Source organism: Ensifer sp. (assembly GCF_035999135.1).
GTDB lineage: Bacteria > Pseudomonadota > Alphaproteobacteria > Rhizobiales > Rhizobiaceae > Ensifer.
Genome location: NZ_DASYGZ010000046.1, coordinates 21977 through 37051 on the forward strand (window position 1 = coordinate 21977; position 15075 = coordinate 37051).

14 protein-coding genes are annotated in these 15075 nt (G+C 64.1%); 4 read left to right on the forward strand and 10 right to left on the reverse strand.

Annotated features, from left to right (window positions below; translation table 11 throughout):
* Positions 1 to 2: 2 nt before the first annotated feature.
* From VGO12_RS04515 to VGO12_RS04530, 4 genes are all read right to left on the reverse strand, one after another.
* A complete protein-coding gene (locus VGO12_RS04515) occupies positions 3 to 1001 on the reverse strand; it encodes an ABC transporter permease (protein ID WP_327511525.1) in 999 nt (332 codons plus the stop codon).
* Positions 998 to 1999 (reverse strand): ABC transporter permease, encoded by a 1002-nt coding sequence (locus VGO12_RS04520; protein ID WP_327511526.1) that lies wholly within the window; start codon positions 1997 to 1999, stop codon positions 998 to 1000. Before VGO12_RS04520 ends, VGO12_RS04515 begins: the two co-directional genes overlap by 4 nt.
* Positions 1992 to 3506 carry a sugar ABC transporter ATP-binding protein gene (locus VGO12_RS04525; RefSeq protein WP_327511527.1) on the reverse strand — a complete coding sequence of 505 codons (1515 nt, stop codon included), beginning with the start codon at positions 3504 to 3506 and terminating at the stop codon, positions 1992 to 1994. The genes VGO12_RS04520 and VGO12_RS04525 overlap by 8 nt, the downstream gene beginning before the upstream one ends.
* Before the next feature lie 239 nt (positions 3507 to 3745).
* The gene (locus VGO12_RS04530; protein WP_327511528.1) at positions 3746 to 4738 is read right to left on the reverse strand and encodes an autoinducer 2 ABC transporter substrate-binding protein; all 993 of its coding nucleotides are present in this window, start codon (positions 4736 to 4738) and stop codon (positions 3746 to 3748) included.
* 244 nt (positions 4739 to 4982) lie between these two features.
* Between VGO12_RS04530 and VGO12_RS04535 the strand changes: the two genes are divergently transcribed.
* The 3 genes from VGO12_RS04535 to VGO12_RS04545 all read left to right on the forward strand — a co-directional run bounded on the left by VGO12_RS04535 (position 4983) and on the right by VGO12_RS04545 (position 7305).
* On the forward strand, positions 4983 to 6041 hold the full coding sequence (locus VGO12_RS04535; RefSeq protein ID WP_327511529.1) for a LacI family DNA-binding transcriptional regulator: 1059 nt from the start codon (positions 4983 to 4985) through the stop codon (positions 6039 to 6041).
* Between the two features lie 88 nt (positions 6042 to 6129).
* Entirely contained in the window at positions 6130 to 6582 is a 453-nt protein-coding gene (locus VGO12_RS04540) for an Lrp/AsnC family transcriptional regulator (RefSeq protein WP_327511530.1), read from the forward strand.
* Positions 6583 to 6678: 96 nt separating this feature from the next.
* Positions 6679 to 7305: a LysE family translocator gene (locus VGO12_RS04545; RefSeq protein WP_327511531.1), complete on the forward strand. Its 627-nt coding sequence runs from the start codon at positions 6679 to 6681 to the stop codon at positions 7303 to 7305.
* Between the two features lie 56 nt (positions 7306 to 7361).
* On the opposite strand, the gene VGO12_RS04550 is transcribed toward VGO12_RS04545, so the two are convergent.
* The 4 genes from VGO12_RS04550 to VGO12_RS04565 all read right to left on the reverse strand — a co-directional run bounded on the left by VGO12_RS04550 (position 7362) and on the right by VGO12_RS04565 (position 10960).
* On the reverse strand, positions 7362 to 7775 hold the full coding sequence (locus tag VGO12_RS04550; protein WP_327511532.1) for a GFA family protein: 414 nt from the start codon (positions 7773 to 7775) through the stop codon (positions 7362 to 7364).
* A gap of 136 nt (positions 7776 to 7911) precedes the next feature.
* Entirely contained in the window at positions 7912 to 8910 is a 999-nt protein-coding gene (locus VGO12_RS04555) for a DUF535 family protein (protein WP_327511533.1), read from the reverse strand.
* 185 nt (positions 8911 to 9095) lie between these two features.
* Positions 9096 to 10268 (reverse strand): ATP-binding protein, encoded by a 1173-nt coding sequence (locus tag VGO12_RS04560; RefSeq protein WP_327511534.1) that lies wholly within the window; start codon positions 10266 to 10268, stop codon positions 9096 to 9098.
* Complete coding sequence (locus tag VGO12_RS04565; RefSeq protein ID WP_327511535.1) at positions 10265 to 10960, reverse strand: response regulator; 696 nt, start codon at positions 10958 to 10960, stop codon at positions 10265 to 10267. The genes VGO12_RS04560 and VGO12_RS04565 overlap by 4 nt, the downstream gene beginning before the upstream one ends.
* A 451-nt stretch (positions 10961 to 11411) precedes the next feature.
* On the opposite strand from VGO12_RS04565, the gene VGO12_RS04570 reads away from it, so the two are divergent.
* A complete protein-coding gene (locus VGO12_RS04570) occupies positions 11412 to 12107 on the forward strand; it encodes a phosphatase PAP2 family protein (protein ID WP_327511536.1) in 696 nt (231 codons plus the stop codon).
* An 18-nt stretch (positions 12108 to 12125) separates the two neighbouring features.
* Here the strand turns inward: VGO12_RS04570 and VGO12_RS04575 are convergent, their stop codons facing one another.
* Together VGO12_RS04575 and VGO12_RS04580 are read right to left on the reverse strand one after the other, a co-directional pair.
* Positions 12126 to 14219 (reverse strand): ATP-binding protein, encoded by a 2094-nt coding sequence (locus VGO12_RS04575; RefSeq protein WP_327511537.1) that lies wholly within the window; start codon positions 14217 to 14219, stop codon positions 12126 to 12128.
* Positions 14220 to 14222: 3 nt separating this feature from the next.
* Positions 14223 to 14957 carry a response regulator transcription factor gene (locus VGO12_RS04580; protein ID WP_327511538.1) on the reverse strand — a complete coding sequence of 245 codons (735 nt, stop codon included), beginning with the start codon at positions 14955 to 14957 and terminating at the stop codon, positions 14223 to 14225.
* Positions 14958 to 15075: the final 118 nt, after the last annotated feature.

Genomic DNA, 15075 nt, shown 5'->3' on the forward strand with positions numbered 1-15075 from the left:
GGTCATGTTTCCTTTCTGACAAATGAAATCTTGAACTTGGTGGCGACGAACCGCAGCACCATGACGCCGGCGAGAAGCATCCCCCACACGGCCGTCGCCAGATGCTGGTTGGCGCCGACAAGGTTGAGGCCCGAGGAGAGAAGCTGGAGCACGACCAGCGCGACGAAGACGGGAATGACCCGGCCGAAGCCGCCGAACGGATTGACGCCGCCGAGGAAGCAGGCGAGCACCGTGATCAACAGGTAGCTTTCGCCGTGACCGATGCGCACGGAGTTGAAGCGCGCCAGCATGATGATGCCGGCAACAGCGCACATGGCGCCCGACAGCGCATAGACGAGCACGATCACCTTGCGAGTGTTGATGCCGGAATAGCGCGTCGCCTCGAGGTTGGAGCCGATCATGTAGGTGTTGAAGCCGAGCTTGGTGCGCGACAGGAGAACGTGCCAGGCAAGGACGCAGAGGATGAAGACGATGAGCGGGATCGGTACGCCAAGCAGCGAACCGTGACCGAGCGGGCCGAGGAAGGCGGGAAAGCCCGAGACATCGCCGCCGCGCGTCAGGAACTCGCCGAGACCGCGCAGGAAGATCATCATCGACAGGGAGACGAGGATCGGATGGGCGCGGGTAAAGGCGATCACCAGCCCCATGACCACACCGCTCGCCGTGCCGACGAGAATGGCGAGAACCGAGCCGATGAGGAAGGCTCCGGGGCCGGCCTCGACCCCGCCATAGGCCTGCAGCACCCAGGCAAGCGTCAGTCCGGCAATGTTGGCCGTGAAGGTGATCGCGAGATTGAGGCCGCCGGTGAGGATCGGCAGCAGCATGGCGAGCGTCAGAAGTCCGAGTTCCGGAAGCTGAAAGGCGACGGAACCGAAGGTCGCCGCACTCAGGAATTGCGGCGAGGCGACGCCGAAGACCAGCATGACGGCAAGGAAAGCCAGGCCGGGCCCGGCCATTTCCGGCCCGACGAGGGCTTTCACGCGTTCGACGATTGCGCTCATCGTCCCGACCCTTTCTGGCTGGCGAAGGGCAACAGTTTTTCGATGCCGGTGTTGGAAAGCGTGATCGCGACGAGGATGATCGCGCCGATGATCATCTTGAAGGCGAAGGGCGAGACCCCCATGAGGTTGAGCCCGTTCTGGGTGATCGAGATCAGGAGCACGCCGAGCACGCAGCCAAAGACGGAGCCCTTGCCGCCGCCGAGCCGCGCGCCGCCGAGCACGACCGCCGCCAGCACGTCGAGCTCCCGGCCGTAGAGCGCGTTCGGCACGACCTCCTGCGCGTAGTGCGCCTGGATCAGGCCGCCGATCCCGGCCATCAGGCCGAGCCAGCCGAAAGCGATGAACTGCATGGCGCCGATATTGATGCCGAAGCGGCGCGCACCTTCTGGATTGTCGCCGAAGGCGTAGAGCTGGCGGCCGGTGGTGGTGCGGGTGATCAGCACCCAGGTGGCGATGACGCAGATGACCATCACCAGAACCGGCAGGGTGATCTCGATCCAGGTTCCGTCCGGCATCTCGTGCTCGAACAGGATGACGCGGTCGGTCAGCCAATCCGGCAGGTCGTAGATCGACACGCCCTTGGTAAAGAACATCAGCAAGCCGAAGTAGATGTTGAAGGTGGAGATCGTTGCCACGATCGAGATCACCTTGAACCGGTGGATCAGGAAGGCATTGATGGCGCCGAGCAGGATGCCGAGCGAACCGGCGATGAGCAGTCCGGAGATCCAGCCGCCGCCACCGATCCAGCCGAGTGCGATCGCCGTGCCGTATTGGACGACCGACGCAGCGACGGCAAAGGAGATGTCGATGCCGCCGGCGATCAAGACCACCAGCAATCCGACGGCAAAGATGATGTTGACCGAGCTGATGTTGAGCAGGTCGAAGGCGTTGCTGATCGAGAAGAAGTTGGCCGTCGCGACCGAAAGCACGGCGCTGATGGCGATGATGACGGCGAGCAGCGACACTTCGGTCGCGTGGGTGCGAACGAAGCTACGCATAGACGGCTCCTTCGATCTCTGAGAGCGAGGACGTCCGCGGATCGTAGCTGCCGACGACGCGGCCCTGCGCCATGTGCAGCACGCGGTCGGCGTTGAAATAGACCTCCGGTACTTCGTCGGAGATCAGGATGATCGCAAGCCCGGTCTCGGCGAGGCGGGCGACGATATCGAAGATGCCGGCGCGCGCGCCGACATCGACGCCAACCGTCGGCGCATCGAGGATCAGCAGCTTGGGATCGGTCGCCAGCCACTTGGCGATCGCCACGCGCTGCTGGTTGCCGCCCGAAAGGGTGGAGATCGCATCCTGCTGCAGGCCGATCTTGACGCCGAGATCGGCGATCCAGCGGGACACGAGGCTGCGCTTGCGCTCCTTAGACAAGAGGCCGCCCGCAACAATCTTGTCGAGCGAACTGATGACGAGATTGTCGGCGATCGACTGCGGTTGGATCAGGCCGAGCGATAACCGGTCCTCGGAGAGATAGGCGACACCCGCCGCGATCGCATCGCGGTTGGACGAGAAGCGCACCGGCTTGCCATCGATCGAAACCGAGCCGGACGCCGGCTTCAGCATGCCGAAGAGTGTGAGCGCCAGTTCGGTGCGCCCGGCGCCGAGCAGGCCGGAGATACCGAGCGTTTCGCCGCGCCTGACGGTGAGCGAAATGTCGTCGAACTGCCCGGGTCGGGAAAGCCCCTTGACGTCGAGCACGGCCGGCTGCCCATCGCGGGACTTCGCCCGGACCTGCTGGTCGAAGGTCTTGCCGGTCATCAGCTCGGTGATGCGCGACTGCGTCATGCCGGCGGCCGGATAGACACCGACCAGCGCACCGTCGCGAAGCACGGTGATGCGGCTCGAAATCTCCAGCACCTCGGCGAGCCGGTGGCTGACGAAGACGACCGCGACGCCGGCCGCAGAAAGGCCGCGCACGATGTCGAGCAGGTGATCGGTTTCCGACTGGGTGAGCGAGGCCGTGGGCTCGTCCATGAAGACGATCCGAGCCTCACCCACGAGCGCCCGGGCAATCGCCACGATCTGGCGCTGGGCGATTGCATATTCCTTCAGCGGCAGATCGACGTCGAGCGTCACTCCGAGCCGGGCGAGCGCTGCCTCGGCGATCTGGCGCATGCGACCGTAGTCGACGAGCTTCGGCCAGCGTCCGAGCACCGTCTGGAAGGCGATGTTCTCGGCGACGCTCATTTCTGGAAACAGCGCCAGATCCTGCCAGATCACCTGGATGCCGCGATCCTGCGCCGTGACAGGCGACATGTGGGAATAGGATTGCCCGTCGAATTCGATCGCAGCGCCATCGGCGGGGCGGTAGACGCCGGTGATGATCTTGATCAGCGTGCTCTTGCCGCAGCCGTTTTCGCCGGCGAGACAATGGACCTCGCCCGGGCGAACGTCGAAGCTCACATTCTTGAGCGCTCTCACGCCGCCGAACGTCATGTTGATGTCGCGCAGGGACAGAAGCGGACGTTCGCTTCCTCCCGCCGTCGCAGGCTGGTGCATGAACCTCGTGTCCTAGATCGTCAATTTTGAGCGGGGTGCGGACGGAAACCGCAAACACTTATCCTCATCCCGCTTCAGCAGTTGAGGGACTTGCCAGGCCGGCCGGAGCCGGCCCAGCAGCCGGGAGAACCCGATTGCACGCCCGCCTAGATCGTTATGGATCGCCAGGGCGGGCCGTGCAGGAAATCAGACGTTTCGGTCACCCGTGCGCCATGTCCCGGCGCACGGGGATAAGGCTTTCAGAGCCCCATGGCGGCAAGGTCCGAGACCGTGTCCTTGTTGATCGGCACGAGCTGGTCGACGATAATGTTGCGGTTTTCGAAATCCGGCTTGATCTTGCCAAGGCCCTCGATTTCCTCGCCGTCCTTGATTTCACCACCCTTCATGAGCTTGTCGGCGAGCGTGACGAAGACCTCGCCGGCCTGCTTCGGATTCCACATGAAGCCGCCGGAAATCGCGTCGGACTTCACCAGCTTCTGGCCCTGCCCTGGCGAGAACGGGCCGAGCACGAAGATCTCGCCGACCTTGCGACGTTCCTCGACGGCGCGGCCGGCGCCGATCGGGCCCTGGCTGCCGAAGGCAAGGAAGCCTTTGAGGTTCGGGTGGGCCGAGATCAGGTCGAGCGCGGTCGAGCGGCTCTTGTCGACGTCTTCGGCAACGCCGTAGCGGTCGCCGACCAGCGTCATGTCGGGATAGTTCTTCTTGATGTAGGCGATCGCCGCATCGGCCCAGGCATTGTGCAGCGGCACCGTGAGCGAGCCGACGAAGACGGCGTATTCACCCTTGCCGCCCATCTTCTCGCCGAGCAACTTGCCGTGCGCTTCGCCAAAGCCGGTCGAGGATGCGAGCTCGAAGTCCCAGTCGGCACCTTTTTGACCCGGCGATTCATGGGTGATGACGATGATGCCTTTTTCCTTGGCCTTGGTCAGAACCGGCTCAAGCACCTTGGCGTCGTTCGGGACCACGCCGATCACCTTCACGCCTTGAGCGATGAGGTCTTCGATGGCGCGGACCTGCAGCGCCGGATCGGCGCTGGTCGGGCCGATCATGAAGGCGTCGACACCGAGCTTCTGGCCGCGCTCCTTGATGCCAGCCTCCATGGCGTTGAACCACGGAATGCCGCCGATCTTGACGACCACGCCGACCTTGCCGGCATCCTGCGCAAAAGCGGCCGCGGAACTGGCAAGCGCCAGCGATGTCGCCAGGGCGGCGACGAGAATTCTCCTGAACATTTCTCTCCTCCACTCGTTCCCACCAGGGGAACGCGCCCGGTCGCTACAAAAGCGCCGGCCTCCAGTTTCCAACCATCACTGGCGAAGCTGTCCTCGCCTCCCTTTGAGCCGCCTCCTCAGACGGCACCGTCAAATTGCACAATCGATATTTCTTGTTTGCACAATCGATGGTGCAAGAACTATTGTGCAGACTTAATCTTTCGTCAAGGGGAAATCGGCACTAGAACCATCGAGGGAGACAGCGATGGCCAGCAGCAGCAAAAAGAAAGCGACGATCTACGACCTCTCGGTGTTGTCAGGGAGCTCCCCCTCAACCGTAAGTGCCGTCCTGAACGGCACCTGGCAGAAGCGGCGGATCAAGGAAAGCACGGCGGAACTGATCCGAAACCTTGCCGAAACGCACCAGTACACGGCCAACCGCCAGGCACGCGGCCTCAGAAGCTCGCGCTCGGGCCTGATCGGCCTGTTGTTGCCGATCCATGACAACCGCTATTTCTCGTCGATGGCGCAGACCTTCGAGGCCCATGTGCGCAGTCGCGGACAATGCCCGATCGTTGTCAGCGCCAGCCGCGATCCGGCCGAAGAGCGCAAGACCGCCGAGACGCTGATTTCCTATTCGATCGACGAACTCTTCATCTGCGGCGCCACCGATCCGGACGGCGTGCACGAGGTTTGCGAGGCGGCCGGTCTCAAACACATCAACATCGACCTGCCGGGCACCAAGGTTCCCTCCGTTATCAGCGACAACTACGAGGGCGGTCGGCTGCTGACGGAGGCGATCATCCGTCGTTTCCAGGAAACCCGTCCGCTTGCGCCGGACGAACTCTATCTGTTCGGCGGGCGCGACGACCACGCCAGCCGCGAGCGTATCCGCGGGTTCCGCGCCGTCAAACGCGAGCTTCTCGGGCAGGATCCGGACGCGTGCATCCAGCCGACCGGCTACGCGCCGAACAATGCAAGGCTCGCCTTCGAGGCCTTCTACGAGAAACACGGCCGGCTGCCGCGCGGCCTCTTCGTCAACTCGTCGATCAACTTCGAGGGCCTGCTGCGCTTCATGGCCGGGCACCCGCACGAGAATTTCGCCGACCTCGTCGTCGGCTGTTATGACTACGACCCCTTCGCATCCTTCCTGCCCTTCCCGGTCATCATGATCCGCCAGGATGTCGAGGGCATGATTACCAAGGCCTTCGACGTGATCGAGGACGCAAAGGCCCAGCCACGCATCCATCTCATTCAGCCGGAACTGGTACAGCCGCGAACGGCCCTGACAGGCCCGCTGGACGCCTTGAGAGATATCGAATAGCGCAGCACACCGACGTTTCCTTGGCCCAGGCAGTCAGATACAGAAAAATCATCTGTACATTATATAAATTTCAGCGTATTCATTGGTAATGGACGCTGTTGACAGAAAAATCCTGGAGATTCTCGCCGAAGACGCGAGGCGATCGCTGACTGATATCGGCGCGACGGTCGAGCTGTCGCCTTCGGCCGTCAACGAACGCATCCGAAGGCTCGTCGCCAATGGCGTGATCCGAAATTTCACCGTCGAGGTCGATCACCGCGCGCTCGGCCTCGACGTTCTTGCCTTTGTCTGGGTCGGCCTTTCGCCGGACGCGGACGAGGCGGCGTTCCGCACCTTCATGGCCACTCACCCTGATGTTGCCGAATGCCATCATGTGACCGGTGCGTGGTCCTATTGCGTCAAGGTGCGGATGCCGTCGCTCGGCGACCTTGAGCCGTTCCTTGCCGAACTGAAGCAACGGCGGTTCCTGGCGCGAAGCGAAACGGTGATCGCGCTGTCGAGCGTCCGGGACAGCCTGGCGACGACCGCGCCGCGCGCCTGAGCGCGCACAGGCTGCTGCAACATTTTTTGGATTTGCCGGACAGGCGCCGTCCCTGAAGCGGACAGGTGCGCGATGTCGCGGCCGGAGACCCATGCCATGTCTACACTGCTGTTTGGAAAAAGCCTTCTCGTCGGCCTCGCGGTCGCAGCCCCCCTTGGCCCCATCGGGGCGCTCTGCATCAACCGCACACTGGCGCGCGGCTTCTGGGCGGGTGTCGCCGGCGGGCTGGGCACAGCCGCCGCCGATGCCACCTATGCCGCACTTGCCGCGATCGGTTTTGCCGCCTTCGCGGCAGTGCTTTCGATGATTACCATCCCGCTGAGCCTCGCCGGCGGCCTGTTCATGATCTGGCTCGGCTGGAGCGGATTGCGACCGAAACCGGTGACTGCGGCCGCCGACGTCGGGGGACGCGATCTTGTCCGCACGACCATCGCCACATTTCTGCTGACGATGACCAGCCCGGCGACCATCCTCTCCTTCGCCGCCATCTTCGCCGGCCTCGGCCTTGCAGAAGCCGGCGACGGGCTGAGTGCGGCCATTGTCGTTGCGGGCGTCTTCATAGGGTCGCTCGGCTGGTGGTTCTTCTTGAGCGGCGGCATCGCGATCGCACGCACTCGGCTGCCCGACAGCTTCGTCGCCTGGGTGTCGCGGATTTCGGGCCTGGTCCTGATTGCCTTCGGCATCATCGCCATCGCCACCGCTGCCGCCAAGGTGTGGGCCTAGCCCTCACGGACCGGGTCCAACAGCGGCTCGGTCCACCACTTTCGGCACGCGCCTCCTCAGGTCGCCGGCTTCACCGCCTCCACGTGCCACCATTTGGGACGCCCGGTCCGATAGCTGTGGCTCTTCGGGATCAGATCGTCGGAACCGGTCTTGTCGAACGCCCCGAGCAGAAGAGCCACTACCGGCGCGTCATCGATCGCGCCCAGGCTGCTGCCGCAAGCGGGGCAGAAGGCGCGGCTCGAATAGTCCGAAGAGCGATAGACAGAAGGCGCGCCGCCCGGCCCCGTCCAGCGTACGGCATCCGCGGGAAATTCAACCCATGACAGCGTCAGCGCGCCCGAATGGCGCTGGCACATCTTGCACGAACACGTATGCGGTTTTCCTGCCTTGCCTTCCGCTTCGAAACGGATCGCTCCGCAAAGGCACCCGCCCAAATGGGGTATCGGTTTCTGGGTCGTCGCGCGCGCCATCTGCTACCTTCGCTTGTCGTTTCGAATCGGCGACATTATAAACGTCTGCGGCCGGCCGGTGTATCTCCATCAGGACACACCCCATGAGAGCATCCCCGCATTTCATCGCCACCCTGCCCGCTCGGGCGCTGACAACTCAGTAGAACCACGCGCCGACGTCGCGAAAGGCGCGCTTGCTCTGATCGCGGCGATTGCCGTCCGGAACGGCGCTGCTGTCGGCAAGGGGAAGGATGAAGCCGAAGTCATCGGCCGGTTCGCCGCCCCGGTCGCGCCAGTAGGTGTCGAGATCGGCCACCATCATCCGGCGGCGCTTGAGGCGACGACGGTTGATGACGTGCCGTTCGTTCGACACCGCATATAGCCCGGTCGCCTGCCCCTCCGACACCAGACCGTGGAGGACAAGCAGCGCCGCATCCTTCGGCCGGAGGCCTCCGAGATCGCGGGTGGCGGTAATCAAAGCGCGCTTGGCATCGTGGCCCCGCGGCCCCTGCATGCCGCCAATGGCAAGCGTGTAGGCCTCATGCCCGCAACGCACGAAGACGAAGCCGACGGTACAAAGTACATAATCATCGCTCTGGCGCCTGATCCGGATCGCGAACGCGCCTTCATGACGGGCGCCGCAATGGTCGGCCAGTTGCAGCTGGATGCAGTAATTTTCGCTGCGACCGGAGACCGTGCCCATCTCAAGGATGCCGCCCTGCCAAAGCGCCGTCAGCGAGCGGCGTGACAGCACCTCGCTTGCGACATCGAAATGTTTGACAAGCAGTTCAAGCCGCGCTGACGACGTGGCACCATGCAGGAAGAAGGTCGGGATCGATTTGCGCAGCAAATCGTCATGCGGCATGCCAAGCCGGTAGCGCTCGCCAAACTCGTCGAGAAAGCCGATCCAGCGCGCCGTCAGCAGGGGATGACGCGCAAAGCGCATCGAAAAGACGACGGCGCGCTTCAGGCTGACCCTCAGCCCCAGCTTCAGCACATGGCCGACAATCGCTGTCCTGTTTCGCGTCCGCTCTCGGGCGGTCGCGCCGGAGGAAGGGCGTTCTGAAACCGGATGGGGACGACCGCCAGGGGTCTCGCCGTCGTGAGCGGGCAACCGCAGATCCGCGCTGTATTCCTGCCTGAGTTCCAGGGGCATGGTGCAATCCTTGAGCAAACGCTGCTGGCCGGGACGTCCGGCACGCTTGGTGTGCCCGCCCACTGTCAAGGAATTGCGAAGATGCGGTGGGCAAATGAGCGCGATAGGCGCCGTCGCAAGGCAGGAAACAGCGATGCATCCTCGTCACGAAATGGCGTGGAGGCCCGCGGTCTCAAGCCTGATCATCAGGCAGCGATCTCGCGCGGCAGGCTGATCGTGATAACGGCGCCGCCACCGGCACGCGCGGCGAATTCCAGCCGGCCGCCATGCGCGTTGGCAATGGCCTGCACCACGGAAAGGCCAAGGCCGGTGCCACCGGTTGCCCGCGACCGCGACGCGTCACCCCGCCAGAAGAGATCGATCGAATGGGTCGAGACATCGTCCGGAAGCCCGGGCCCACGATCGAGCACGCGGACGTAGGCTTCGTCTGCCCCGCGCCGTCCCGTCTCGCAGCGAAGCACGCCGCCAGTTGCGGCATAGCGGGTGGCATTCTCGACCAGGGCCAGCAGCGCCTGGCGCAAGCGCTGGCTGTCGCCGGAAACCCGGACAGGTTCGAGCGCCAGCTCCACCGACATGCCGACGGAACCGAGCAACGTGCGGGATGCGCCGAGCACCTGCGTCGCTTCTGCGGCAAGATCGACGCTCTGCCGCTGCGTGACCAGTTTTTGCCCGGCCGCGAGCGACAGGGTGCGCAGGTCCTCCACCAGCGCCGAGAGGCCCTCCACCTGCAGGAGCAGCTGGCGCACCCGTTCCTGTTCGAGCGGGAAAACGCCATCGGCCATGCCCTGGAGATTGCCCTGCAGGATCGTCAGCGGCGTGCGCAGTTCGTGCGCGACCGCCATCGTGTTGAAGCGCAGCCGGCTCTCCATGCTCTCCAGTTCGGCCGCCAGTTCATCAAATGTTTTCACGAGAGTAGCCACCTCCTTGGCACCCTTGCGGATCGATCCGACGCGCACCGCGAAATCGCCTGCACGCAGATCCTGCGTCGCCTTCGCCAGCGCCTCGAGCGGACGACTGATCTTGCGCGCCATCCAGTAGCCGACAAGGCCGCACAGCAAGATGGCGACCCCTCCGAAAAAAAGAATGGTCTTGTCGACTTCCCAGCTCGCCCATTCCTCAAGTTCCGGCGAGCTGGCGAGCAGCGATTGCAGCGCTTCCTGCCTCGGGGCCTTTCCGGCGTTGATATCCCGATAGGCCTCGGCTGCCTCCGGCGTCAGCCTCTCCAGAATCCGCGCCTCCAGCTGAGGCTCCATGTAGGTGACACCGCCATAGACGATGACGACGCTCAAGATCAGCAGGATGACCATGATCCCCGCGGTCAGGACGCCGAGCGGCAGACGTGAGAGACTGATCCTCATCTCGGCTCCACGAAACGATAACCGACGCCGCGGACGGCGCTGAAGAAGCCGCTCGCACCCAGGTCCTCGAGCTTGCGCCTGAGATTGGCGATGTGGGTGTCGACGGTGCGGGCGAGTGCATCGCTGTCGGGCAGGCAGGCATCAAGGATGTCGGCGCGATCGAAGGCATGGGTCGGGCGACGGATCATGTGCGCCAGAATGCGGAACTCGCTGAGCGTCAGCGGAACCGACTGGCGTTTGCCCGATCGTTCGACAAAGGCGACGTGGGCGTCGAGATCGACCTCGACATTCTCGAAGCGAAGCACCGCAGCACCGGCGCCATTGCGGGTCCGGCGCAGCACCGCATTGACGCGCGCCACCACCTCCTGCGGGTTGAACGGCTTCATCACATAGTCGTCAGCCCCGAGCCTCAGCCCGGTCAGGCGATCGAGATCCTCGGCAAGCGCCGTCACCATGATGACGGGCGTGTTGCCCTCGCGGCGAAGGCGGGTCAGCACCTCGAACCCGTCAAGCTTCGGCATGCGCACATCGAGCAGGACGAGGTCGGGCGACAGGACGGCATGATGCGTCAATGCGGTTTCGCCGTCGGCCGCCCTGACCGTTCTGAAGCCGTCGCGCACGAGATAGGCATCGAGAATCTGCGCAATCTCCGGCTCGTCCTCCGCCAGAAGGATGAGACCCTTGTCGACCATAAGCAAACTCCCTGGCCCGATGTTGTGATCGGCTGCTTATGGGACGAAAAAATCCGGCTTGCAATTGATCCGAGCCGTTCCGGCACCTTCCGGATAGAGCTCCCGACAAATCTCCGCCATTTCTTGACAAACGGCACCGCGACGGCCGGAACATCGACCATGCAGGCGCTGCAACAAGGCTCCGCCGATCGCATCATCATGAATTCGAATCCCGTCAAGGTTGAAGATGACCGTCAATGGCGCGTTACGTGGTCGCCCCGTTTTGCGCATCAAGCGCCCCCGGTCCCTCCACCTTGCCTTGACAGGCGAGCGCAAGTGTCCGCCCGCACCCTGTTACGATTTGCGAGCGACCAGCATGTCCATTTTGTCTGCCTCCACCACATCATCCCCGAACAACGCCAGATGGTGGAGGGCCAGTCCGCGCCGCTGGCCAGGCCAAGCCCGAGCGCATGTGGAGCACCAGCCGATCACAGCCGCCGGCGCATTCACGATTGCGGCTGCCTTTTTCTTCATGGCCTTTCCGGGCATCGATCTTGCCGTATCGCGCTTTGCCGCTTCGACGACCGGCGACTTTCCGCTCTCAAGGGAGCCGGTGCTGCGCGCGGTTCGCGATTTCAACCGGGTGCTTCCCACCATCATTCTGCCATGCATCCTGGCATTGCTGATCGTCCAGGCGATCGCACCGCGACCAGGGTTGCCCCGCCCGCACAAGGCCCTGTTTTTCCTGACCTTCTTTGCCTTGGGACCGGGCCTGCTCATCCAGCTTTTGAAGCGGTTGATCGGACGCGCGCGCCCCAATGAAATCGTCGACTTCGGGGGCAGCCTGCCGTTTACGCCGGCATGGCAGGTGTCCGGCGCCTGTTCGCGCAGTTGTTCGTTTGCATCGGGTGAATCGGCGACCGCGATCGCGCTCGTCGCCCTTGCTCTGCTGTTGCCGGCCCACTGGCGGCGAACCGCGGTGATCGCGTTCATCCCTGTGATTGCCGTCTTCTCGCTCAACCGCATCGTCTTCGGCGCGCATTTCCTGTCCGACGTCGTGCTCGCCTGGGTCCTGATGCTGTGGCTCATGGCCTGGCTCTGGGCGGTTTTCACCCGCAATGGCGACCGCATCGATGCCGCCGTCCGGCGCCTCGCACGACGCGGGTAACGGACCCGGCCCTTCGGCTCAGGACGGGAACGCCAGCTCGACGATCGTTCCCTTGCCCGGCTGCGAGACGATACGGGCGTCGCCACCGCTTTGCCTGACGAAACCGTAGACGACCGCAAGGCCAAGGCCGGCTCCGCCTTCCTCGTCTCGCGTAGTGAAGTAGGGCTCAAACGCCTTGTCCACCGCCTCGGGCGACATGCCGATGCCCTCGTCGCTGACAGCGACGACGATTTCGCTTTCCGCGCGGGCGGCTCGGATCAGGATCGTTCCGCCCCGCGGCATCGCGGCCGCCGCATTGAGGCAGAGATTGAGGATCGCCTGTTCGAAGAGGGCGGCATCGAGATGCGCCCGCGGCAGGTCCTCGTCGATGTCGAAGACGAGGCGGCATCGTTCGCCGACTGCGATTTCCAGCACATCGGCCATGCCGCGCAGCACGGCGCCGATCTCCAGCGTATCGGGGTGGATCGGATGCTGGCTGCCGACCGACAGCATGCTCGAGGCCAACGAGCGCCCGCGATCGGCCGCCTTGCGAATGCGGGCGATGTGACGCTTCTGTCGATCGTTGAAGCCCGCCTCGCGCTCCAGCAGACCCAGGCTGCCGGTGATGACGCCGATCATGTTGCCGACCTCGTGGCTCACCTGATGCGTCATGCGCATGATGCCGTCGAGGCGCTGTGCCTTGGCTGCCTCGGCCTCCTGGCGATCGATGTCGGTGACATCGCGTGCCAGGAGCACGATACCGCGATCCGGCTGCCGCGACAGCGACACCTCGGTCACCCGGCCAGCGTCGGAGCGATGCCTGAGCACCAGCCGGTCGTCGAAGGTCCCGGGCTCGTCGTCCGTCGGCAATACCGCCGGATCGATTTCAGGCATCGGCCCCACGAAACGGCGCAAGGGAAGTTTCCGCGCCGATCCGGGCCAGCCGACAAGCTCCATCACACGCCGGTTCATGGTGATCGGCCTGCCGATGGCATCAAACAGCGCGATCCCCTCGTTCATGTTGCGAAACGTCGAGCGGATGGTGCGCGCCGCGGCCTCCGCCGTGCGCCGGAGCCTCGAAACGCGCTCGACACTCTCGCGAAAGGCGCTGAACGCTTCGAGCAGCCGGACGAATTCCGTTTCCGATCCCTTGTAGGTCGGGGTGGCGACGTCCCGGCGCCCCTCCGCGAGGGCATTCATTCCCTCAGACAACGACACGATCCCGCGGGAAACCCGCATGACCGAGCGGATCGAAAACACTGCCATCACAAGCACCAGCAACGAGGCGACGGCGACGATGACGAGCAGGCGGCTCAGAGCATCGGACGTCGAAACGAGATCCTCGTTGAGGCCACGGGCGACGGCCTCGCTCTGGGTTTCCGTCGCATGCGAAAGGTCTCGCGAGACCGTGTGCAGTTGCGCCACGGCGGCGCGGATCGCAAACATTTCGAGCAGATAGTGCGTCTGCGCCTCGAAAACCCTTTCGTAGGGCGCAAGCTCCACGGCCGAGATCCGGGCATCGGGGGACGCCCGTTCCAGCCGCGGCGTGGTCTCGGCGACATAACGTCGGCGCAACTCGCCGAGCTGGAACAGGCTGTCGGAGTTGGAAGCCGATTGCACGATTGCGTTGAGGCTCCGGCGGAAATCGGCGTCGGCTATTCCGCCTCCGGTCGCGATCTCGCCAAGGGCCGCAGCGGCGGCGGCCTTGTGCTGCTGGGCGGAATCCGCGTCGCCCGCAAGCATCATGGTCTGCGCCCGGATTGCCTCCAGCAGGTCAACGATATCGGCGCTGGCAAAACCCTTCGCCGTCGGCGCACCTGCTTCCGGCGCCATGGCCCGCAGCAGCGCGTCGACCTGTGCGACCACCGAGCGGCTTTCGCTCGAAACCCGATAGGGCGAGGTCGCGTTCATGAGAAACGGCGCGCTCGACACCAGGTCGGACACCTGCCGCGACACAAGGGACGCCCGGGCAAGGCTTGAAAACGCCTGCAGGCCATAGGCCGCCATCTCGTCGCGCGCACGCTGCAGGCCGAAGACAGCGACGGTCGCCAGGCTGAAGACGAGGAAACAGATGAACGCGATTGCAAAGGGCAACCGAAACGCGATCGAAGAGAGAAACGGGCGGCTGATCAAGGGCTAGAACTCGCCGTCATCGGTGTCGAGCACATAGCCTTTGCCGCGCCGGGTCTTGATGTGGCGTGGCAGGTCGGGATTGCGCTCGATCTTGCGCCGAAGTCTCAGCACCAGCACATCGACGTTGCGGTCGATGTAGCGGTCGCTTTCGGCCCCGAGACGGTCGAGAATATGGGCGCGACTGACGGGCGCATTCGGCGTCTGCGCGAGAATTTCGAGAAGCGCGAACTCGGCACTGGTGAGCGACCGCGTAGGGTCGGCGAGACAGACGGCGCGGCGGCTTTGAAGGTCGATCGACCAATCGCCAAGCTTCAGCGCGGCCGGCTCCGGCTCGCGCTCGACTTCGCGCTCCGGCTTGAAGGACGGGTAGGTTCGCCTGAGCACAGCCTTGATGCGGGCGGAAAGCTCGATGGGCTCGAACGGCTTGACGACATAGTCGTCGGCCGCCGTTTCCAGACCGAGTACGCGATCCGCAGCGCTTCCGGCCGCCGTCACCATGACGATGCCGATATTGGTGCGCGCCCGCAGCCGCTGCGCAAAGGTGCGGCCGGACGCACCCGGCAGATTGTGGTCGACGAGCACGAGGTGCACCTGTTCGCGCTCGAGAACGACAGCTGCGGCCTCGGCCGACGGCGCCGTCAGCGGTAGCCAACCCTCTGCTTCCACCAGGTCGGAGATAAGCTCCGCCATGTCCGGATCGTCTTCGACGATCAGAATCCGTATCCTCTCACTCAGCATGCACGTCCTCCCGCCCCCATCATAGGCGGGCGTCTCGCAATGATCAAAGCAGCTCGCGTTATTCCCGTTGTCATATTTGTAATCTTTGTAACTTTGATACAGGCAGCAACGGCCGGCA